Below are 23,185 nucleotides of genomic sequence, written 5' to 3' on the forward strand. Positions count from 1 at the left end.
TATGAAATACGCATTGGGACCCATTCTCTACTACTGGCCCAAAGCCGATATTGAGGCGTTCTATCAGGCAGCGATATCCAGCAGTGCGGATATTATCTACCTCGGCGAAACCGTGTGCAGTAAACGCCGTGGCATGAAAGTGAACGATTGGCTCGACCTGGCTCGTCAGGTTGCCACCCGTGGCAAACAGGTAGTGATTTCCACCCTGGCACTGTTACAGGCGCCCTCTGAACTGAACGAACTGAAGCGCTATGTCGAAAATGGTGATTTCTTGTTGGAAGCGAATGACCTTGGCGCAGTCAATATGGCGGCAGAACATCAGTTGCCTTTTGTCGCTGGTCATGCACTGAACTGCTACAACGCCTATACTCTGCGACTGCTGCACAAACAGGGAATGGTACGCTGGTGCATGCCGGTAGAATTATCCCGTGACTGGCTGCAACATCTGTTGAATCAGTGTGATGAACTGGGATTCCGTCATCAGTTCGAAGTGGAAGTCCTGAGCTACGGTCATCTCCCACTGGCCTACTCCGCTCGCTGTTTCACTGCTCGATCGGAAAATCGTGCCAAAGATGAGTGCGATACCTGCTGTATCAACTACCCGCAGGGTCGTGATGTATTATCGCAGGAAAACCAGCAGGTATTTGTGCTGAACGGCATCCAGACCCAAAGCGGTTACTGTTATAACCTTGGCAATGAGCTGACATCAATGCAAGGACTGGTGGATATCGTCCGCCTCTCACCACAAAGCACGGAAACGCTGATAATGCTGGATAAATTCCGCGCCAACGAACAAGGATTGCACCCACTCACGCTGGAAAACCAGGTGGAGTGCAACGGTTACTGGAAACGGGTAGCCGGGTTAGAATTGGTTCAATAATATCAATCACATTGCGGGGGATAGCCCTCTCCCGCACACTTCATCCTGCGTCATCTCCTGAATATTGAGTAATATTAATTACTCTCATTCATTGACTGATCGCTGTCAGGTCAGCACGTAATCAGGCGAGCCATGCTTATGCCATCACATACTGTTCCCTTTTCCGTTCTTGATTTGGCTCCCATTCCGCAGGGTGCTACGCCACGCGATGCTTTCCATCATTCGCTGGATCTGGCTCAACACGTGGAACAATGGGGCTACCATCGCTATTGGCTGGCTGAACACCATAACATGACGGGGATCGCCAGCGCCGCCACCTCGGTATTGATTGGCTACCTTGCTGGTGGAACGCACCGTATCCGGCTCGGTTCCGGTGGCGTAATGCTGCCCAATCACTCACCACTGGTGATTGCAGAACAGTTCGGTACGCTGGAATCCCTGTATCCCGGTCGTATCGATTTGGGGCTGGGACGGGCTCCCGGTACTGATCAGCGCACCATGCTGGCGTTGCGTCGTCACCTAAATGCCGAGATGGATGATTTTCCCCGTGACGTACAGGAACTTCAACGCTATTTCACCGCCACGCAACCCGATCAACCAGTACAGGCCGTTCCCGGCCAAGGATTAAATGTCCCCATCTGGTTGCTCGGTTCCAGTTTGTATAGCGCCCAGCTAGCTGCCTCAATGGGATTACCTTTTGCGTTCGCAGCGCATTTTGCACCCGATATGCTGTTGCAAGCCTTGCAAATCTATCGCAGCACTTTTCGTCCATCAGACCGTTTTCCCGAACCCTATGCGATGGTCTGCGTGAATGTGGTAGCCGCCAATAGCGATCGTGATGCCCGTTTCCTGTTTACGTCCATGCAGCAGCAGTTTATCAACCTGAGACGAGGTAACCCTGGCCCATTACCTGCACCAGTAGAGGATATGTCCGCACTCTGGACAGCAGCCGAACAGTTTATGGTAGAGCAGACATTGCGGCTGTCGATAGTGGGAGATCGCAGTAAAGTTCGTCATGGTTTGCAAACGTTGCTGAGGGAAACACAGGTCAATGAAATCATGATTAATGGCCAGATCTTTGATCATCAGGCTCGATTACATTCATTTGAAATGATCGCGGGATTGCGGGAAGAAGTCATTCAGGAAAACCAGATAAACTGACAATAAAAAACCAGCCCGAAGGCTGGTTTCAATTCACTGCATTATTGCATTATGCTTCGCTGCGACGCGGTGCGCGTTGACCATCACGGCCACCACCGCGACGTTCGCCACCACCTTCACGGCGTTCGCCACTAAAAGGACGGCCAGCGCCTGCGGGGCGATCACTGAAAGAACGACCACCGCGAGCCGGTGTTGCACCTGCACCACCACGTTCGCGACGTTCATGTGGCTGAGCATCACCCATCAGTTGCATATTCATTGGCTTGTTCAGGATGCGTGTACGGGTAAAGTGCGACAACAGGTCACCCGGCATTCCTTTCGGCAGCTCAATAGTGGAATGGGTAGCAAACAACTTGATGTTACCGATGTAGCGGCTACTGATATCGCCTTCATTAGCAATGGCACCCACGATGTGACGTACTTCAACACCATCATCACGACCCACTTCAATGCGGTACAACTCCATGTCACCCACATCACGGCGTTCACGACGCGGAGGACGTTCCCCGTCACGTGCTTCGCCACGGCCATCACGACGACGCTCACCACGTGGTGATTCATCACGATCACGAGATTCACGGCGTGGACGACGATCAATCACCGGATCCGGCGGCAGAATCAGCGGACGCTCACCTTGAGCCATTTTCAGTAACGCCGCAGCCAGCGTTTCCATATCAAACTCATCCTGTGGCTGCAACTTGGCCAACAGCGCACGGTACATATCCAGATCACTGCTTTCCAACTGCTGTTGCACTTTAGAAGCAAACTTGGCCAAACGACGCTGCCCCAGCAGCTCTGCATTCGGTAATTCCACTTCCGGGATAGTCAGCTTCATGGTGCGCTCAATATTGCGCAGCAGGCGACGTTCACGATTCTCTACAAACAACAGCGCACGACCCGCACGACCCGCACGACCCGTACGACCAATACGGTGGACATAAGATTCTTCATCCATCGGGATGTCGTAGTTGACGACTAGACTAATACGGTCCACATCAAGACCACGAGCCGCCACATCCGTTGCAATCAGAAGATTCAAGCGACCATCTTTAAGACGTTCCAGCGTTTGTTCACGCAATGCCTGATTCATGTCACCGTTCAGTGCGGCACTATTGTAACCGCTGCGCTCTAGCGCTTCTGCCACTTCCAACGTTGCGTTTTTGGTACGGACAAAAATAATCGCCGCATCAAAATCTTCTGCTTCCAGGAAACGGATCAATGCTTCGTTTTTGCGCGCACCATGCACCGTCCAGTAACTCTGGCTAATGTCTGGGCGAGTAGTAACGCTGGACTGAATACGGACTTCTTGTGGATCCTTCATGAACCGACGAGTAATGCGACGGATCGCTTCCGGCATCGTTGCAGAGAACAGCGCCGTCTGATGCTCAGCCGGGATCTGCGCCATGATGTTTTCTACATCTTCAATAAAGCCCATACGCAGCATTTCATCAGCTTCATCCAGTACCAATCCACTAAGATTGGACAGACTCAGCGTGCCGCGCTTCAGATGATCCAGCAGACGTCCGGGCGTACCCACGACAATCTGAGGCCCCTGACGCAACGCACGCAGCTGTACGTCATAGCGTTGACCGCCATATAACGCTACTACGTTGACGCCATGCATATGCTTGGCAAAATCACTACAGGCTTCAGCCACCTGCACCGCCAGCTCGCGGGTTGGGGCCAGCACCAGCATCTGCGGTGCTTTTAAATCTACGTTAATATTCTGTAATAACGGCAAAGCGAATGCCGCTGTTTTACCACTCCCGGTCTGTGCCATACCCAGCACATCACGGCCGTTGAGCAGATGAGGGATACATTCTGCCTGAATGGGTGATGGTTTTTCGTAACCCAGATCTGACAGGGCATTAATAATTGGAGCGGATAGCCCCAAGCTAGCAAAAGAAATTTCAAACTCAGCCATGTAAACGTGCCTCATTTCATAATGGCGGCCAGTCTACATAACTTGTCGAGAAAACATTCAATCATTTTCATTGAAAAGTGTGAACCGGCTCAAATTGGATTAAAAAGCGAACAAAAAAGCCTCGCCCATAAAGGCGATAGAAATCATCCTGATTTCAGGCTGATAGATGTTCGTCAGCTATTGCTGGTCCGATCCTGATAGGTCGTCTTGCTCTTGGCCTAACTGCGCCAATTCCAACAACGCATAGCGGTGCTCAACAAAGTTATGAACGTTGTTAGCAACCGTCAGCTTGAACAGCGCCAAAGCGGTGTTCTTGTCCCCCAGACTTAGGTAATGTTTACCTAAATAGAAGTCAGTTTCACTGAGATGCTCAGCGAGCGAAGTGTTATCCGTAGCTTCTTCCTGTACACGCTGCATCAGCGTTTTTTCGCTGATGTTGCCCAGGTAGAATTCGACAATATCCCATCCCCACACACCTTTCTTCGCTTCCTCATAGCGCGCTTTTAACGCTGCATTGGCCTTCTCGGGATTAATTTCTCTCTCCACAAGATACAGCCACAAGGAACGAAAAGGATCATTAGGATCGTCTCGATAAAACGCCAGCAGATCATCCTGCGCTAACAGGTAACGACCACCATAGTATAAGGCGATCCCCCGATTCAAACGCGCATAATTGTAAGTTGGATCAAGCTCTAATACAGAATCAAACGCTTCATAGGCAGCATCAAAATTGCCTGCCTGCGTTAAGTAAATACCCAAATAATTAAATACTTCAGGCATATCGGGACGGATAGAGAGCGCTTGTGAAAAATCATTTCGCGCCAATGCCCGTAACCCCAAGCTATCATACAGCACTCCGCGCTCATATAATAGCTGCGCTCGCTCGTCGGGGGTAAGAGCCCGACTCGCCAGGATCTGTTCCATGCGAGCCAGAATCACTTCCTGTTGCAAAGTGGGTTGTAATGGAACTGCCAATACTACATCTTTGCGCCAATCTGTGTTGCTGCATCCTGCCAGCATGATTGCTGTCGCAACATAACACCAGCGCAAGAAAGGCTTCATTTCCTACTCCCGAAGACAAACATTGTATGAACATCCTGTCCCCGACTGCTCAGTATAAGGATATCCTTTCCTTATAATACACGCAGCTCCTTCACACTGTAAGGAGCTGCAAACTGATTAGCTGTTATTCTTCTTCCCCGGAAACGGAAACCGATTCCTGAGGCTGGGCATTGGCTTCTTTAATGCTCAGACGAACTCGTCCCTGGCGATCAACTTCCAGTACTTTAACCGGAACTTCCTGACCCATTTGCAGATAATCAGTCACTTTCTCAACACGCTTATCAGCGATTTGAGAAATGTGTACCAAACCTTCTTTACCACCACCGATAGCTACGAAAGCACCAAAGTCTACAATACGGGTCACTTTACCTTGATAAATCCGACCGACTTCAATCTCAGCGGTAATCTCTTCGATACGGCGAATGGCATGTTTTGCCTTCTCGCTATCCGTTGACGCGATTTTCACTGTACCGTCATCTTCAATTTCGATGGTAGTGCCAGTCTCTTCGGTCAATGCACGGATAACAGAACCGCCTTTACCAATAACATCCTTGATCTTGTCAGTACTGATCTTGATCGTATGAATACGCGGTGCGAACTCAGAGATTTCACCACGCGGTATGCTGATTGCTTGCTCCATCACACCCAGAATATGCAAACGGGCACCTTTTGCCTGATTCAGCGCAACTTGCATGATTTCACGGGTAATGCCTTCAATCTTGATGTCCATCTGCAGCGCGGTTACACCATCACGGCTACCAGCCACTTTAAAGTCCATATCGCCCAAGTGGTCTTCGTCACCAAGAATATCGGACAAGACAACATAACTGTCGCCTTCTTTTACCAATCCCATAGCGATACCCGCTACAGCGGCTTTAATCGGCACACCAGCATCCATCAATGCCAAAGAGGCACCACAAACAGACGCCATAGAAGAGGAGCCATTAGATTCGGTAATTTCGGATACCACACGCACGGTATACGGGAATTCACTCGCTTTCGGCATAACAGCCAGAACACCACGTTTTGCCAGACGGCCATGACCGATCTCACGACGCTTCGGTGATCCGACCATACCAGTCTCACCTACGGAATACGGAGGGAAATTGTAGTGCAACATGAAACGATCAGTGCGTTCACCGGTCAGTTCATCAATATTCTGAGCATCACGCTCAGTACCCAATGTAGCGGTCACCAACGCTTGTGTCTCACCACGGGTAAACAGAGCAGAACCATGAGTACGCGGCAACACACCGGTACGCACATCCAGACCACGGATCATGTCTTTTTCACGACCATCAATACGCGGTTCACCACGTAACACTCGACTACGAACCACATTTTTCTCAATGCTGCCCAAAATGTCGCGGATTTCATCTTCATCCAGCGTAGCATCTTCTGCCAATAACACCGCAGTAACTTCAGCTTTGATAGCATCAACCTGTGCGTAACGCTCTTGCTTTTCAATAATGCGATAAGCATCACCTAAACGGGCTTCAGACAGCGCCTGTACACGACTCTGCAATGCAGCATTCACTTTCGGAGACGACCAGTCCCATTTCGGTTTACCTGCTTCAGCAACCAGCGCCTTGATGTTCTCAATAACTACCTGCTGCTGGTCATGACCAAAGACAACGGCACCCAACATCTGATCTTCACTTAATAAGTCAGCTTCGGATTCAACCATCAGTACAGCCCCCTGGGTACCGGCCACAACCAGATCCAGACGACTTTCTTTCAGTTCATCAATAGTCGGGTTCAGCACATACTGGTCGTTGATATAACCAACACGAGCGACACCGATAGGACCATTGAACGGAATACCAGACAGGCTCAACGCAGCAGAAGCACCGATCATGGCAACGATATCCGGGCTTACTTGCGGATTCACCGACACCACCGTGGCAATAACCTGAACTTCGTTCACAAAACCATCTGGGAACAGCGGACGAATAGGACGGTCAATCAGGCGGGAGATCAGGGTTTCGCCTTCACTCGGACGACCTTCTCGACGGAAAAAACCACCCGGGATACGGCCAGCAGCGTAAGTACGCTCCTGATAGTTGACAGTTAGCGGGAAAAAGTCCTGACCAGGTTTAGCGTGTTTAGCACCCACTACCGTCACAAATACTGCAGTGTCATCCATACTAACCATAACAGCAGCAGTAGCCTGACGCGCCATCATCCCTGTTTCCAGAGTGACAGTGTGTTGACCATATTGGAATTTACGTACGATCGGATTCAGCAAAATTATATCCTTCACCATATGCTATGTGCGTGATTAGGGGACGAATTCACGCCAAGTTAACACCCGATCCAGTCACTACATCCTCGCGACTAATGACAACCTTCAGTCTGCCTTTGCAGATAAAGCCTCTCATTAGCCGCGCGAATCGCTGTAATAACGGATCCTGTTTAAAACACAATACATTACTCTGTTTTACTAGACCTTCCTAGAAGAAAGGGGCCGCAAGAGGCCCCTTCCCACTGAAACTCGCCAGATTAGCGACGCAGGCCCAGACGTTCAATCAAGCTGGTATAACGCGCTACATCTTTACGCTTCAGATAGTCCAACAGCTTACGACGCTGCGAAACCATGCGCAGCAGACCGCGACGACTGTGGTGATCTTTTTTATGCTCAGCAAAATGGCCTTGCAGATGATTAATCTGCGCAGTCAACAAAGCAACCTGAACTTCAGTAGAACCACTGTCGTTAGTATCACGACCGAATTCCGAAACGATTTTAGCTTTAGCTTCAACGCTTAGAGACATAGTAAACTCCAGAACATTATAAATAAAAAAAACAAGGCGCCGATCTCTAATTCAGCCACCCAAGATTTAAGCCGGGTTATTCTACTCGTAGCGCCTTACGATAGCAAGATGCTCACTGGATAGCCGGCTCTGCGTGTTCGACCACCAAACGCCGTGGTGCCACACGGCCTTCAACGTCCATCTCACCCATACCGATAAATTTATGCTCTTCACCTTCAGTAATGCGCACCATACCCGACAGTGGCGCCCCGGCAGTTCTAACAGCCTGGCCCAGCTTCAAATATCCTGCCATCACTAGAGAAAGATTCACTTCAGGAAACGCTTGTACCGGACTATCCATAGGCAGTAACTGTGCATCCAGTGCCGACATTAGTGAAGATGCATCCACCTGATCCAGCAATCCGTTAAGCTGCTCCAGCGTTATCATTCGCTCGATAGGGTAATTTGCTACCTGTAAACGACGCAGGTAAATGACATGTGCACCACAACCAAGCTTTTCACCTAAATCGTCAATAATGGTACGAATATAAGTGCCTTTGGAGCAATGAATTTCCAGCTCCAGCTCATCCCCTTCCCAGCGGATAAACAACAACTCATAGACAGTGATTTCCCGTGCTTCACGCGGAACCACCAGCCCTTGACGGGCATACTCATATAACGGTCGACCCTGATACTTGAGTGCGGAATACATGGATGGAATCTGCTGGATAGTGCCGCGAAATCCATCTAGCGCATGTGCCAGCTCATCACCAGTGAACGTAACCGGGCGTTCTTCGATCACATTACCGTCAGCATCAGAAGTATCAGTGCGCTGCCCCAACCGGGCAATAACACGATAACGTTTATCTGAATCCAACAGATACTGGGAAAACTTGGTCGCTTCTCCCAGACAAATCGGCAGCATTCCTGTTGCCAGCGGATCCAACGCCCCCGTATGGCCTGCTCTGTTGGCATTGAAGATACGCTTTACTTTTTGTAGTACATCGTTAGACGATATATTCTGTGGCTTATCTAGCAATAACACACCGTTTATATCTCGGCCGCGACGACGAGGACGCCCCATTAATCCTCCTGATCATCGTCGGAAGAAGAGCGACGCTCAATATCCTTTCTAACAACATTGGTCACCAGATTGGACATACGCATCCCTTCCACCAGGGAATTGTCATAAGCAAAAGTCAATTCCGGAACCACACGTAAACGCATAGCCTTACCCAACAACATCCGGATAAAACCAGAAGCATCCTGTAATGCCTTCAGGCCTGTTTTAACCTGTTCCGGCTCATTATCATTTAAAAAAGTCACAAAAATCTTGGCATAGGCCAAATCACGCGAGACCTCGACACCAGAAACTGTGGCCATGCCCACACGCGGATCTTTTACTTCACGCTGAATGATAATGGCGATTTCTTTTTGCATTTCCTGCGCCACACGCTGCGTGCGACTGAATTCTTTTGCCATGATGAATCCTCAGGGAAAAATCAGGGGGCACTAAGCCCCCTGAACGGAAAAATGAAATTACGTTATCGGAAAAATTAAGCGATAGTGCGTTTAATTTCAATAGTTTCAAACACTTCGATCATGTCGCCTGGGCGAACGTCGTTATAGTTCTTAACACCGATACCACATTCCATACCGTTACGGACTTCGTTAACGTCATCTTTGAAGCGGCGCAGAGACTCCAGCTCACCTTCATAGATCACCACATTGTCACGCAGGACGCGGATCTTGTTGTGACGCTTAACAACACCCTCGGTCACCATACAGCCAGCAACCGCACCAAACTTCGGTGACTTGAAGACATCACGCACTTCGGCCATACCGATGATTTCTTGCTTGTACTCTGGCGCCAGCATACCGCTCATCGCCTGTTTCACTTCGTCGATCAAATCATAAATGACGGAGTAATAACGCAAATCCACGCTTTCTGACTCAACGACACGACGCGCAGAAGCATCAGCACGAACGTTAAAACCAAGAATAATCGCGTTCGACGCAGCAGCCAGTGTTGCGTCGGTTTCTGTGATACCGCCCACACCAGAGCCCACGATTTTGACTTTTACTTCATCAGTAGACAGTTTCAGCAAAGAATCAGAAATCGCTTCACAAGACCCTTGAACATCAGATTTCAGAACAATATTTAGCTCAGAAACCTCACCTTCGGTCATGTTAGCGAACATATTTTCCAATTTGGATTTCTGCTGACGAGCCAGTTTAACGTCACGGAATTTACCCTGACGATAGAGAGCCACTTCACGTGCTTTCTTCTCATCGCGCACGACCGTCGCTTCATCACCGGCCGCAGGTACACCTGACAGGCCGAGAATTTCAACTGGAATAGACGGACCAGCTTCTGTAATTTCATGCCCCAGTTCGTCACGCATTGCACGTACTCGGCCATATTCAAAGCCACACAGAACAATATCACCTTTATTCAGTGTACCTTCACGTACCAGAACAGTTGCAACCGGACCACGACCTTTATCCAGGAAGGACTCAATCACGACACCACTGGCCATACCGCTACGGATCGCCTTCAGTTCCAGAACTTCGGACTGTAACAGGATTGCATCCAACAACTCATCAATACCCGTACCGGCTTTTGCCGACACATGTACAAACTGAGACTCACCGCCCCACTCTTCCGGCATAACGCCGTACTGGGACAATTCATTTTTCACACGGTCTGGATCAGCTTCTGGTTTATCAATTTTGTTAACAGCAACAACGACCGGGACTTTAGCTGCTTTGGCATGCTGGATTGCTTCAATAGTCTGAGGCATAACGCCATCGTCAGCTGCAACCACGAGAACCACGATATCTGTTGCCTGAGCACCACGTGCACGCATAGCGGTAAACGCGGCATGCCCCGGAGTATCCAGGAAAGTAATCATCCCGTTTCCGGTTTCTACGTGATAAGCACCTATATGCTGAGTAATCCCACCCGCTTCGCCAGCTGCGACTTTAGTAGAGCGAATATAATCCAGCAGTGAAGTTTTACCGTGGTCAACATGTCCCATGATAGTCACTACCGGTGCACGAGATTCGGGTGCAACGCCAGTATCACGGTCACTCATTACCGCTTCTTCCAACTCGTTTTCACGGCGAAGAATCACTTTGTGACCCATTTCTTCCGCAACCAGTTGTGCTGTTTCCTGATCGATAACCTGGTTAATAGTCGCCATAGCGCCAAGTTTCATCATGGTTTTGATGACCTGAGAGCCTTTCACCGCCATTTTATTGGCCAATTCGGCAACCGTAACGGTTTCACCGATGACCACATCACGGTTGACAGCCTGCGCTGGTTTATTGAACCCCTGCTGCAGTGTGCTTGGCTTACGTTTGCCCTTACCACCACGGACGGCACGTGCCTCTTCACGATCAGCCTTGGACTCAGACAGACGATTACCTTTTTTCTGTTTGGTCACCTTACGGCTACGGCTACGACGTTCACCTTCAACCTTGCGGTCATTCTCATCTTCAGCTTCACGCGCATGATGAGATGTTGTTACGTGGTAGTCAGCATCCTCGGTAACAACTGGTGTGCTTTGTGCTTCCCAAAGTCCGGCGTTCTCTGTCGCCATGCGACGGGCTTCTTCAGCAATACGCTGGGCTTCTTCTTCAACTTTCATCTGTGCCGCTTCTTCTGCTTTGCGCTTGAGTTCAGCCGCTTCAGCTTCACGTCGAGCTTTCTCAGACTGGGCTGGTTTGGTCGTACTGTCATTCTGTTGATTGATCACTTTTTCTTTTTCCGCTACATCACGCTTAGCTTTTTCGGCGGCTTCACGTTTGGCTTGCTCTTCAGCAGCGCGTTTTGCCTTCTCAGCGGCTTCACGTTTAGCTTTTTCTTCAGCTTCACGTTTAGCTTGCTCTTCAGCAATGCGTTGTGCCTGTTCTTCCGCTTCACGCCGTGCCAGCTCTTCCTCTTCAGCCTGTTGGGCATCCAGTGGATCGCGTTTTACATAAGTGCGTTTCTTGCGGACTTCAATCTGCACCGATTTACTCTTACCGCCGGTGCTCGGAATATTTAATGTGCTACGTGTTTTACGTTGTAATGTCAATTTGCTTGATGCACTACCGCGTTCACGGTTCAGGTACGTCAGCAGTGCTTCTTTCTCGTGCTGCGCCACAGAGTCTGAAGCAGACTTGGTAATTCCCGCATCAGCAAATTGCTGTATCAGGCGGTCAACCGAAGTCTGAATCTCTGCGGCCAGCGATTTTATGGTTACATCTGTCATGCTGTTCCTTTCCTGCTACAGTTTGTTATTCGTTGTCGTCACCAAACCAACAGATATTACGTGCAGCCATAATTAGCTCACCGGCTCTTTTTTCATCAAGCCCTTCAACATCTGCCAGGTCGTCGACGCCCTGCTCAGCAAGATCTTCCAACGTACATACACCACATGCAGCCAGTTTGAATGCCATTTCACGGGACAAACCAGGCAAACTGAGCAAATCATCGGCCGGCTGAACATCACCACGGCTTTCTTCACGCGCCAGCGCCAACGTGGTCAATGCGGCTTTTGCACGCTCACGCAGAGATTCAACGATTTCTTCATCCAGATCGTCAATTTCTTGCAACTCTTTGATCGGTACATAAGCCAGCTCCTCCAGCGAAGAGAAACCCTCTTCCACTAAAAGTGTGGCGAAATTTTCATCAATATCCAGATATTTAGTGAAGATATCGATTGCTGCATGAGCTTCAGCCTGATGTTTCTCCTGAAGATCTTCTATGGTCATCACGTTCAATTCCCAGCCACTGAGCTGAGAAGCCAAACGCACGTTTTGTCCGTTACGGCCGATAGCCTGAGCCAGGTTGCCAGCTTCAACAGCGATATCCATGGTATGGTTGTCTTCATCTACCACGATAGATGCCACATCTGCCGGAGCCATTGCATTAATAACAAACTGTGCCGGATTATCATCCCATAGCACAATATCAACACGCTCACCACCCAGTTCACTAGAGACTGCCTGTACGCGCGCACCACGCATACCTACGCAGGCGCCTACCGGATCGATACGCTTATCATTGGTTTTAACTGCGATTTTCGCACGAGATCCTGGATCACGTGCCGCAGCTTTGATTTCAATGAGTTCCTCACCAATTTCCGGTACTTCAATGCGGAAAAGCTCAATCAGCATTTCCGGGCGAGAACGGCTAACAAACAACTGCGCTCCACGGGCTTCTGGACGAACGGAATAAAGCACGCCTCGCACACGGTCACCTGGACGAAAATTCTCACGGGGAAGCATATCTTCACGGCCAATAACCGCTTCGGCGTTATTCCCCAGATCCAGGGAAATATTATCACGACTCACTTTCTTGATTACACCGGTTACGATTTCACCTTCCTGTTCACGGAACTGTTCGACAACCATCGCCCGTTCAGCCTCACGAACCTTCTGAACAATAACCTGCTTGGCTGTTTGAGTAGTGATCCGATCGAAGGTGACAGATTCAATCTGGTCCTCAATATAACCACCCAGCCCGACGGTAGGATCATCAAACTGTGCCGCTTCCAGGGTGATCTCACGTGTTGGTAAAGTGACTTCATTCACTACCAGCCAGCGACGAAATGTATCAAAGTCCCCTGTTTTACGGTCAATACAGACACGGACTTCAATTTCCTGTTCATACTTTTTCTTAGTTGCTGTTGCTAATGCTGTTTCCAGCGCTTCAAAAATTTTCTCGCGCGGAACGGCTTTTTCGTTTGAAACCGCTTCAACAACAGCCAGAATCTCTTTATTCATCCTAGTTGCCTCATCCAAACTTTAAAAGTGGGGTACCAGATTCGCTTTCTGGATGTTGCTCAGTGCGAACACTTCGTCTTTGCCTTCCACTGTTACAGAGATCATCTCACCTTCTACGGATTTAATTACTCCCTGCCACTTACGGCGATTCTGGACTGCCATACGCAGCACGACTATCACTTCTTCACCAATAAAATGTACATAATGATCAGCAGTGAATAAAGGGCGATCCAGCCCTGGAGACGACACTTCCAGGTTATAGGCGACGGATATGGGGTCTTCAACATCCAACACTGCACTGACCTGATGGCTAACATCAGCACAATCATCAACAGTGATCCCATCGTCACTATCAATATAGATACGCAGCGTCGATTGGCGACCCCGAATGAATTCAATACCCACCAGTTCATAACCTAATGCTTCAACAGGTGCTGAAATCATCTCTGTTAATTTTTGCTCTAATGTGGACAAGTCCACCCCCAAGACATAAAAAAAGGGCTTAATAGCCCAGTAATTCTGCTGTCAAATAACAAAAAACCCCGATATATCGAGGCTTTTAGTAACTGGACCCTATATACCGCCTATACAGCGCGGTGTAGTTTTCCGTTAAGGATTTTTTCAAAACTTACTGTGGAAGTGATACAAAGACACGCTAGAACAGTTTATTTGTGAAAAAAAACTTTATTGGGAAAATCAAGTGGTTGCGGGGGCCGGATTTGAACCGACGACCTTCGGGTTATGAGCCCGACGAGCTACCAAGCTGCTCCACCCCGCGTCCGAAAACGTGGCAAATAATACGCTGACAACCGCAAAAATGCAAGTTATCTCTAGGATTGGTACAAGGACGAGACTTGAAGATTTGGCCTATCGTATTGAAACACAAGGAGACCTGTCAAGACCTTATCGTAATGAATCCTCATCCATATACTTATCCCTGATTGTGTCCTTCGTTATCTACTATTAATAAAGTCAATAACAGCGGCGATAAATTACAACTCAGGGTTTCTGATGCGGTGGGCATAATACCCACAACCTCACTCAATGTCTATGAAAGACAATAAGGAAAACAGGCAATCATCTCGCAGCCGACATTCACGGATAATGTTTGGGATAATATTGTTCATTGCCGCATTGATGGACAGTGACCGTCTGCATCTGCGGTGGAAACACGAGTGGGACCCATAGAGAAGGCTACCCGCCTGACCCAACGTGCAATTTCGAGGTGTAGACCTTCACCGCACAATCTTTCACCAGCCCACGATCCCACGCACCGATGCCCGATAAATAGACGCTGGTTCATGCAGCAATCCAATTATCTACAACGCATAAACCAATATGTAGAACACCGGTAAGCTCGTCAAAACCGAGGCAACCATCTGGCGGACAAAAAAAGCGATCACGACAGCGCAGATCGCTTCCCAAAGATAAGGGTTATCAGAAAATACCCTTACTACGTTGTTTTTCATAAGAATGATTGGGCTACAAATGCCGGTTAACCGGCATGGGGCGGAATACTGCAGAGCATCATGAAATATCTGCGGCATTCTCACGGGAACGTTTGGATCAAGAAAAACATACCGATTGACGAAGACAATTACGGCCAGGGTTAACAATAGAGCCCAGCTCATTTCTGCTCCCTTGCGATGCGTGATACAAAGACTGAGATCATCATGCCGAAGTAACCCATGCTCACAATTGCGCCTTCTACGTCAAAATATGTGAGCAGCATGGAAAGTAGCAGTGAGGAAACGACACCGGAGAGAGCACTAAGATGCTTAATCATCGGCACAACAATGGTGATAAACATCGCAATAATTGAGAAATCGAGGTGATATCTATTCAGATTGGGAAGAATGGGTGTCGCCATCCCCATGAGGCTGAATGCAACCCATCCAACATAGAAGGTAATTACAGCACCCAGCAAATAGCTGACCGAGAGAACATGTATCCGATCTTCCTTACTACTCAACGCAAATAACTCGTCGGTCAGCAGAAATCCTATCGGCAATCGATACTTTACATGCAGCGTTGAAACGAACCGCCGAAGTGTAAGGCCATAAATAAAGTGTTGCGATGTGATACAAGAACACCGAAATCAAAAAACATTGGACAGAAACACCGCACTATTTGTAGACATGGTGAATGATAAGGCCAATCAGGTCGGTATTGATGTGCAGTTATTCCATCAATCTTCAATCTTTCACATATTGATTGGCGCACAAAAGGCAGGGGTTGAGATTGCGCCCTCTGAAGATGCAATCTGGATGGCGCAAAAAAACGCGGCCATATATAGCGAGCTGAAAGCGATTCTTGCCCGCCAAGGTATTGATATGCACAAGTCCCATGGTTGGCTTAGTGCCTGCCATACGCATGACGTACTTGAAGATGCGGCAGGCAGGTTCCATACAGCGTTCACCATGTTATTAAACCAAAACAGTTCTACAGGTTTAGCGGACTAAGCGGAGGGAGCCATGATCGAGATCGTCAACTTCATCAACGGCAGGCATATTAGGGCAACGGGAGAAGGCAACCTGTTTTCGGTAAATCCGGCAACCGAAGAACGCATTGCCCACGTAAATATTTCATCACCAGTGGATGTTGATACCGCCGTGCAGGCAGCCAGAGCGGCATATACACAAGGGCCTTGGCCACGCATGGCGGTAGAGGAAAGGGCTGCTTACCTACATATGATCGCAGACGTACTGGAAGACAATCTGGTGTTATTTGCACAGCATGAATGTGAAGATACCGGTTTTTTATCGAAAATGTGTCTGCATGGACATCTTCCGCGAGCCATAGAGCACTTTCACTTTTTTGCGGAAGAGGGGAAACGTTTTTTTGGCGATGCCATCCCGGTTGGGGATGCCTACATCAACTTTACTCACCACGCACCTCTTGGCGTCGTTGCCATCATGACGCCGTGGAATGGTCCCCTTGCCGTTTCATCGATCAATCTGGCTGCAGCATTGATTGCGGGCAATACCGTGGTGTTGAAGCCTTCTGAACTGGCCCCGATCACGGTTTCTCTGTTGGGCCAAATCTTTGAGGAAGTCGGCCTACCAGAAGGCGTAGTCAATTTGGTACATGGCGCAGGGCAGCCAACTGGCCAGGCATTGATACAGCATCCCGGTATCGATCTGTTGTGTTTTATCGGCGGTACTCAGGTAGGTAAAGAGGTTTTAAGGTATTCGGCGAATACGGTGCGACGCTCGTTACTTGAATTGGGCGGAAAATCCCCGACTGTGGTACTGGCTGACGCAGATATTGATGCTGCACTGGACGGTGCATTGGTGTCTGCTTTCAGTAGCAACGGGCAGGTATGCACGGCGGGTTCGCGCATCATTGTCGAGCAACCCATTGCCGAGGCGTTTAGCCGCAGATTTATTGAACGAACTCAGCATATTCGCGTTGGTGATCCGTTTGATGAAACCAGCGAGATAGGCCCGATGATCAGTGCCGTGCATCGGGAAAGGATGCTGGAAGCCATTGCGCAAGCCCAGCAAGCAGGAGCAAGCCGGAGCAAGCCGGAGAACCGGTGGGCATATACCGGCAGAACACCAGCAGGGTTTTTACATTGAGCCTACCGTATTCACGGGGATTCATCCTCAGAGCGATTTGGCCACACAAGAAATATTCGGTCCCATTATCGGAATTTTTACTGCGGACAATGAAGTTCACGCCCTTGCTTTGGCCAATGATACCCGATTTGGGTTAGCAGGATCGGTATGGAGTGCGGATCAATCCAAAGCATTGTCTTTTGCCCGACAAATGCAGGCGGGAAATGTTGGAATAAATACGCCATACATTCGGGATATTCGTTGCCCATTTGGCGGTTTTAAAGAGAGTGGCATTGGTGCCGTTGGGGGACGCTGGAGTCTGGACCAGTATACCCAAACGCAAACCCTGTGTTTGCCCCTCAACAAATATACTCTGCCTAAATATGGCGCACTGAAATAACGCCACCTGCCGACCAAAATTTATATCAATCATTACTGTGAGCGTGAACATGAATGAAACAATTAATAATCACTTCAGCCTAACCGATTATGACGTGTCACAATTCAAGAAGAATGGCTTTGTTGTTTTACGATCATTTCTGTCAACTTCACTGATTTCATATATTAAGAACTCCATCACTGAACACCTGCGGTTGTTGGATGAAAACCAAACTGGTTTCAAGCGCGTCGGATACGATATTTTTGAAAACGATTTAGTTATCAAGGCGCTGCTGGCCCATGACTGCTTCTCCGGCACATTGACCACGCTGGCTAATCGCAGCCTGTTCTATACCCAGGGGCTGGGTTTCCAGATAGAAAAAGAAAAGCACACGGGTTTTCCTTGGCACATTGGGACACAAAGCTTTGGTTATCAACATGGTGAGGATTTTGGCTGTTCGATGTGGGTGCCGTTAGTAAAAATTGATACCGATAATCAGGGAGGCGGTATGAGCTATGTGCCGGAACATATTATTTCGGGCAAGTTTATGTATATGGATATCGATCCGTCTATCGATCAAATGATGCGTGAGCTTGCTGAGGTGGACAGAGATTCCCTTGAGTTGGGCAATTACATCGAGTTACGGCACAGTATTCTCAATTCACCCGCGCTCAGTACGTTACTAGAATATTACAAGCATACTGATTCGTTTAACCTCGGTGATGTATTGATTTTTAACAAAAATGTGATCCACGCCAGTGAACCGTTATTAGAAGGAGAGATCGCAACACGTACCGCTTTTGTGATGCGTTTTATCGACATCGATAGCCGCTACGATGAAACCCGTTCCCGCGGACTAGACTTCTCAATGATCTATTTTGGCCATCCCCCTTCCTCCGATTTTCACACTAAAGTCAGTGAGAACGATGGCGACCTGATCCGGGAAAGCAAGCTATTCAAGGATGGCAATAGCCGGATTTTGGCGAAGTCATAAGTAGAAATAGATGGAGGAGGAAACGTGGAAAAGGTGGAAGAATACTCTATATGGAAAAACAGCCAGTTCCGCATTCTGTTCTCTGGGGCGCTGTTTTGTAATCTGGGCGGCAAGGTTTATGAACTGGCACTTCCGCTGTTGATCTATGACATTACTCGTTCATCAGAAATTATGGGCTGGGTGCGTGCCGTCGAGTTTCTGCCTTATATTCTGCTGGCGTCGGTAATTGGGGCGTGGATCGACCGAGTGGATCGCAGAGTGTGGTCGCAATGGATGGTTGCTGGGCAGGTTGTGTGTCTACTGACGGGATGGTTGGCCATTCAGTTTTTACCCAACCCGCTGTGGGTGCTGTTCCCTTGTGCCTTCTTTATGATGGCGTTCAATTTTGGTTATCTTAATGCCAGAATGGGCATGTTGAAGCACATACTCCCCTTATCGTTGCAAAGTGCCGCGACTTCCAGCATGAGTTCGCTAAACAGCCTGTTTCAGGCCATGGGGCCATTGCTATCAGGCGTGGTGATTTTATTCTCCTCTGTGCATATTATTTTTCTGTGGATCGCCTTGTTCCTGTTTATCGCTTGGTGTTACCTGATAAAAATGCCGTATGAGAGAGAGGTATTCAGGACCACCGGATCAATAGGAAAAGCAATTATTGAAGGGTGGAGAATCCTGCGGGCCAACCCCCCTCTTTATCATATGGCATTGGCAATTACGGTGTTAAATACCAGCTCGGTAGTCTTTTCATTACAGTCAATCTATTACGCCAAAACCGTGTTGGCCATGAATGCCGTGGATATCGGTTATATGGCGTCTGCGGGCGGGATCGGTGGGATACTCGGATCGCTGTTGACGGTGCGTTTGCGCAACAGATTTGGTCTGGGAAAAGTGTTGATTACCACGACAATAACTCAGGCACTGGGCTATCTATTTATTTTGTTTTCTAACCATTCATTAGTACTAGTTTCTGCTTTCTTCTGGGTAAGTTTCTTCGAAGTCATTACGGCTATTCTCGTTTATACCTACCGGCAGGAAAGTATCAAAACCGAAAATCTGGGCAAGGTTATGGGGATCACTAGTACGCTGTTTAAAATGGGTTTGCCGTTTGGCCTCGCCATTTCTGGATACATTGTGTCGGGCTATGGCATTGGCACATTATTTACCGCCTGTGCTGTCGTTCAAATTTCCATGGGAATTTTATGCACGCTAAGCCCAATAGCGAAAGTGTCTTAGTCCTATAGAGATTAGAACTGACCACATATTGATTCTTGATTTAAAAGGATTTTCACCAGTTCGAAAATGTAGTTGCTCCCAAACATTTAGGGCTGGATTATTTACGGGTTAATCGCAGAAGACAATAGACTATACCCTGTTTTCTATCGGTGACTTATTGAGTCAAGAATAATGTTTTTATCCCCTTTATATTTCGAATAAATACTGTCTCTCAGAAAGTCTCTAACGCGTTCGACTTATTTATTTACCCAATTTTCTACTCGTAGTCCCGTCACTCGCTCAAACTCACGGACATTATTGGTTACCAGTATCAGTCCAGATGAGCGGGCATGGCTTGCCAGCAGGTATCATAGGAACCGATAGGCGTTCCTTTTCTTGTCAGTTCTGTGTGAATCTGACCGGTATGAACAGTGGTATCAAAGCCATATGTCAGCACTTCCATACGGGTGGCAAAACCTTCAATCACCGCCAGCTTCTTTTCAGGATTAATCGATTTTTCCGCACCGTAAATCAGCTCCATTAGCGTGACAGAACTGATGCCGAATTGGCCGTAATAGGCGATAAAAAGCCTCTCTGACTTCCTGTGGTTTATTTTTGATAGTGTAATACAAATATTAGTATCAAGCAGATATTTGAGCATCGAAAGTCTTCCCTGATTTGTTCATTGGGTTGTTCTCGGTTACTCATAAAATCAGACGTTACGTCTGATCCTTCAAACTCGTTTCGATGCCTTCAGGTAGATAAAGCCGCAATTTCAAATATTCCATGATCCAATCCGCCGACTGTTGTCACAGATCAATCGGTACATCAGCACGGATCTTCCATGTATCCAGGCAATGATGATTTGCCAGCAGCATAACCACTTGAACCATAAAACTGTAGGAATGACTATATGTCTGACATCGTTCGTAGTTTAAGGCTTGGCGCGAACGACATAGCAATTACGCTAACGTTGCAATTTATCTGAACCAATTGCGCCTTCTTGATGAATATTGCCAGGAGGCCTGTTGACGCCGTTTTCTATTATGAAAACGGAGGGTCACATACCACCAATATCAGGCATTACAAGCATGGCCGGAGGCGAAAATGAGTGATGGTTGTAACGGCGCTACGTTTGAAAACTGCTGACCACCAGAAAAAGGCGGCAGTCAACATCCTGTCACTAATATCTCCTGGTGGGACGCGGTCATTTTCACCAATACATTAAGTGCCCGGCCCAGCACAACTTACAACCCTGCAGTAAAACCATGGGGTTCAGATAAAAAAATAGACGCCTGTTGGCGTCTATTGATTCTGTATTGGTACCGAGGACGGGACTTGAACCCGTAAGCCCAATCGGGCACTACCACCTCAAGGTAGCGTGTCTACCAATTCCACCACCTCGGCATCAAAATCTTATTTTACAACCCGATAACATATTCACTTGTCATCGATAAACCTTATCCGGCTCGCCTCAAGCTATCCGCGATTATTTAGGGATATCGCTAGATGGTGCGGCAGGAGCCGTACTCTGCTCAACTTTGGCTGGAGCTGGCTGACTCAAGCTTTCCCACTCACTCCCTTTCTGGCTATGATTGGAGCTCATGTTACCTAAAAGCAAGCTGATAATGAAAAACAGCGTCGCCAATATAGCCGTCGTACGGGTCATGAAGTTACCAGAACCGCTCGAACCAAATAAAGTAGCGGAAGCACCTGCTCCGAACGACGCGCCCATATCAGCACCTTTACCTTGTTGCAGCATAATCAGCCCCACAAGGCTAATAGATACCAACAAGAAAATGACTAAAAGAGCTTCGTACATAATTGTACCTGTTACTGTTTCCCCACGAAGTGAGGATTGCTGAATTCTTGCGGTTAACCCGCCTGCTGTAGCCCGCAGTAGGATGTTGTTTCATCCCCTACAAAGCGGGTCTGAATACTAACCAAAGCATGCACCGTAAGCAAGGGTAATTTAGCGCTGCCTGGCCGATTGGGGAAAAAAACAGCGGACAACCAACCCCCATACCAAAGACTACATTATCCAATTGATTATTCAGTTTTAAATCAACAACGATATGCTTATGTCATCTCATCTGGGTAAGCGAGATAGTTGATCAATTATCAGCCAGACAGGTGGTGTCATATATATTATCCGACGGCTTTTACAGCCTCGGCGATACGGTCAGCCAAAAGTGTAACCATCTCGCCATCCTCTCCTTCAACCATGACCCTAATCAACGGTTCAGTACCGGACTTACGTAGTAACACTCTCCCGCGACCGGCCAGTTGATTTTCAACATCCTGAGTAACTTGCTTAACTGATTCATCTTCCAATGGATTATGTTCACCAGTGAAACAGACGTTAACCAGAATCTGGGGAAACAGCGTCATGCCACTACATAAATCATGCAGACTCATATGATTACGAACTATAGCTGTCAGGACTTGCAACCCCGCAATCACACCATCTCCGGTAGTCGTTTTATCAAGCAGAATAACGTGGCCAGAATTTTCTGCACCAATCCGCCATCCTTTCTCCTGCATCAACTCCAGTACATATCTGTCGCCCACTTTAGCCCGCGCAAAAGGGATGCCTAACTGCTTAAGTGCCAGTTCCAACCCCATGTTACTCATCAGGGTACCGACAGCCCCTCCGCGGAGTTGCCCTTGACGCAAGCCTTCACGGGCAATGATGTACAGGATCTGGTCACCGTCAACTTTGTTGCCCAGATGGTCAACCATTATCAAACGATCACCATCGCCATCAAAGGCAAGACCAACATCGGCTTTTTCAGCTAAAACCCGTGCCTGCAACTGGCTGACATCCGTAGCACCACAGTGTTCATTTATATTCATCCCATCAGGCTCGCAGCCAATGGTTATCACACTGGCACCCAGCTCACGCAGTACACTGGGAGCGATATGATATGTCGCGCCATTGGCACAATCCACAACGATCTTCAGGCCATTAAGGTTCAATTCGCTCGGGAAGGTTCCTTTGCAGAACTCTATATAGCGGCCCGCCGCATCTACTATCCGGTTGGCTTTACCCAACTCGGAAGATTCAACACAGGTAATCGGCTTTTCCATTTCTGCTTCAATAGCCTCCTCGACTTCATCCGGCAATTTAATGCCATCGATCGAGAAGAATTTAATGCCATTATCGTAGTAAGGATTGTGAGAAGCCGATATAACAATACCGGCTTCCGCTCTAAAAGTACGTGTCAGGTAAGCCACCGCGGGTGTCGGCATCGGGCCGGTAAAGGAAGCGGAAAGTCCCGCTGCAGCCAATCCGGCCTCAAGCGCAGATTCAAGCATGTAACCGGAAATACGGGTATCTTTACCAATGATGATCTTTTTAGAACCATGGCGAGCCAGAACCTTCCCTGCTGCCCAGCCAAGTTTTAATACGAAGTCAGGCGTAATCGGTGTATCTCCCACTTTGCCCCGAATACCGTCAGTTCCAAAATATTTACGGCCGCTCATAAAT

At 48.3% G+C, this 23,185-nt stretch carries 21 protein-coding genes and 2 tRNA genes; 7 read left to right on the plus strand and 16 right to left on the minus strand.

The features are described 5' to 3' along the window. Position 1 precedes the first annotated feature (1 nt). Together CWC46_RS22005 and CWC46_RS22010 are read left to right on the plus strand one after the other, a co-directional pair. Positions 2-880, plus strand: a complete 879-nt coding sequence (locus CWC46_RS22005; RefSeq protein ID WP_021014388.1) for a U32 family peptidase — start codon at positions 2-4, stop codon at positions 878-880. Between the two features lie 138 nt (positions 881-1,018). After that, positions 1,019-2,041: a luciferase-like monooxygenase gene (locus CWC46_RS22010; protein WP_021014387.1), complete on the plus strand. Its 1,023-nt coding sequence runs from the start codon at positions 1,019-1,021 to the stop codon at positions 2,039-2,041. A 49-nt stretch (positions 2,042-2,090) separates the two neighbouring features. Here the strand turns inward: CWC46_RS22010 and CWC46_RS22015 are convergent, their stop codons facing one another. From CWC46_RS22015 to CWC46_RS22070, 12 genes are all read right to left on the minus strand, one after another. Then, positions 2,091-3,965 carry a DEAD/DEAH family ATP-dependent RNA helicase gene (locus CWC46_RS22015; RefSeq protein ID WP_021014386.1) on the minus strand — a complete coding sequence of 625 codons (1,875 nt, stop codon included), beginning with the start codon at positions 3,963-3,965 and terminating at the stop codon, positions 2,091-2,093. Between the two features lie 177 nt (positions 3,966-4,142). Beyond that, complete coding sequence (gene nlpI / locus CWC46_RS22020; protein ID WP_021014385.1) at positions 4,143-5,027, minus strand: lipoprotein NlpI; 885 nt, start codon at positions 5,025-5,027, stop codon at positions 4,143-4,145. Positions 5,028-5,151: 124 nt separating this feature from the next. Then, positions 5,152-7,275, minus strand: a complete 2,124-nt coding sequence (pnp, locus tag CWC46_RS22025; protein WP_037380562.1) for a polyribonucleotide nucleotidyltransferase — start codon at positions 7,273-7,275, stop codon at positions 5,152-5,154. 254 nt (positions 7,276-7,529) lie between these two features. After that, positions 7,530-7,799 (minus strand): 30S ribosomal protein S15, encoded by a 270-nt coding sequence (gene rpsO / locus CWC46_RS22030; RefSeq protein WP_021014383.1) that lies wholly within the window; start codon positions 7,797-7,799, stop codon positions 7,530-7,532. A 112-nt stretch (positions 7,800-7,911) separates the two neighbouring features. Continuing rightward, on the minus strand, positions 7,912-8,862 hold the full coding sequence (truB, locus tag CWC46_RS22035) for a tRNA pseudouridine(55) synthase TruB (RefSeq protein WP_021014382.1): 951 nt from the start codon (positions 8,860-8,862) through the stop codon (positions 7,912-7,914). Beyond that, the gene (gene rbfA, locus CWC46_RS22040; RefSeq protein ID WP_021014381.1) at positions 8,862-9,260 is read right to left on the minus strand and encodes a 30S ribosome-binding factor RbfA; all 399 of its coding nucleotides are present in this window, start codon (positions 9,258-9,260) and stop codon (positions 8,862-8,864) included. Before rbfA ends, truB begins: the two co-directional genes overlap by 1 nt. Positions 9,261-9,334: 74 nt before the next feature. Beyond that, on the minus strand, positions 9,335-12,037 hold the full coding sequence (gene infB / locus CWC46_RS22045; RefSeq protein ID WP_021014380.1) for a translation initiation factor IF-2: 2,703 nt from the start codon (positions 12,035-12,037) through the stop codon (positions 9,335-9,337). Between the two features lie 25 nt (positions 12,038-12,062). After that, positions 12,063-13,553: a transcription termination factor NusA gene (gene nusA, locus CWC46_RS22050; RefSeq protein WP_021014379.1), complete on the minus strand. Its 1,491-nt coding sequence runs from the start codon at positions 13,551-13,553 to the stop codon at positions 12,063-12,065. A 21-nt stretch (positions 13,554-13,574) separates the two neighbouring features. After that, positions 13,575-14,027, minus strand: coding sequence for a ribosome maturation factor RimP (rimP, locus tag CWC46_RS22055; RefSeq protein ID WP_021014378.1), 453 nt, complete (start codon positions 14,025-14,027; stop codon positions 13,575-13,577). A gap of 227 nt (positions 14,028-14,254) precedes the next feature. Continuing rightward, a tRNA-Met gene (locus CWC46_RS22060) sits at positions 14,255-14,331 on the minus strand. A 541-nt stretch (positions 14,332-14,872) separates the two neighbouring features. Next, on the minus strand, positions 14,873-15,184 hold the full coding sequence (locus CWC46_RS22065; RefSeq protein WP_021014377.1) for an AzlD domain-containing protein: 312 nt from the start codon (positions 15,182-15,184) through the stop codon (positions 14,873-14,875). Beyond that, positions 15,181-15,636 (minus strand): AzlC family ABC transporter permease, encoded by a 456-nt coding sequence (locus CWC46_RS22070; RefSeq protein WP_101377528.1) that lies wholly within the window; start codon positions 15,634-15,636, stop codon positions 15,181-15,183. The genes CWC46_RS22065 and CWC46_RS22070 overlap by 4 nt, the downstream gene beginning before the upstream one ends. Here CWC46_RS22070 and CWC46_RS22075 point away from each other — a divergent pair. The 5 genes from CWC46_RS22075 to CWC46_RS22095 are packed head-to-tail and all read left to right on the plus strand — an operon-like array spanning position 15,632 to position 19,716. Next, positions 15,632-16,015: a hypothetical protein gene (locus tag CWC46_RS22075; protein WP_101377529.1), complete on the plus strand. Its 384-nt coding sequence runs from the start codon at positions 15,632-15,634 to the stop codon at positions 16,013-16,015. The genes CWC46_RS22070 and CWC46_RS22075 overlap by 5 nt on opposite strands. Positions 16,016-16,027: 12 nt before the next feature. After that, positions 16,028-17,134 (plus strand): aldehyde dehydrogenase family protein, encoded by a 1,107-nt coding sequence (locus tag CWC46_RS22080; protein WP_021014375.1) that lies wholly within the window; start codon positions 16,028-16,030, stop codon positions 17,132-17,134. Further along, a complete protein-coding gene (locus tag CWC46_RS23505; RefSeq protein WP_101377530.1) occupies positions 17,043-17,513 on the plus strand; it encodes an aldehyde dehydrogenase family protein in 471 nt (156 codons plus the stop codon). The genes CWC46_RS22080 and CWC46_RS23505 overlap by 92 nt, the downstream gene beginning before the upstream one ends. Positions 17,514-17,562: 49 nt before the next feature. Continuing rightward, positions 17,563-18,486 (plus strand): phytanoyl-CoA dioxygenase family protein, encoded by a 924-nt coding sequence (locus tag CWC46_RS22090; protein WP_021014374.1) that lies wholly within the window; start codon positions 17,563-17,565, stop codon positions 18,484-18,486. Positions 18,487-18,510: 24 nt separating this feature from the next. Continuing rightward, a complete protein-coding gene (locus tag CWC46_RS22095; protein ID WP_021014373.1) occupies positions 18,511-19,716 on the plus strand; it encodes an MFS transporter in 1,206 nt (401 codons plus the stop codon). 310 nt (positions 19,717-20,026) lie between these two features. Here CWC46_RS22095 and CWC46_RS22100 read toward each other — a convergent pair whose 3' ends face one another. From CWC46_RS22100 to glmM, 4 genes are all read right to left on the minus strand, one after another. Next, a complete protein-coding gene (locus tag CWC46_RS22100; protein ID WP_021014372.1) occupies positions 20,027-20,356 on the minus strand; it encodes a PIN domain-containing protein in 330 nt (109 codons plus the stop codon). Positions 20,357-21,015: 659 nt separating this feature from the next. Further along, positions 21,016-21,102, minus strand: a tRNA-Leu gene (locus CWC46_RS22105). 82 nt (positions 21,103-21,184) lie between these two features. Further along, complete coding sequence (secG, locus tag CWC46_RS22110; RefSeq protein ID WP_021014371.1) at positions 21,185-21,517, minus strand: preprotein translocase subunit SecG; 333 nt, start codon at positions 21,515-21,517, stop codon at positions 21,185-21,187. A 326-nt stretch (positions 21,518-21,843) separates the two neighbouring features. Beyond that, positions 21,844-23,181: a phosphoglucosamine mutase gene (gene glmM, locus CWC46_RS22115; protein WP_021014370.1), complete on the minus strand. Its 1,338-nt coding sequence runs from the start codon at positions 23,179-23,181 to the stop codon at positions 21,844-21,846. Positions 23,182-23,185 lie beyond the last annotated feature (4 nt).

The sequence above is a fragment of the Prodigiosinella confusarubida genome, from assembly GCF_002847015.1.
GTDB lineage: Bacteria > Pseudomonadota > Gammaproteobacteria > Enterobacterales > Enterobacteriaceae > Prodigiosinella > Prodigiosinella aquatilis.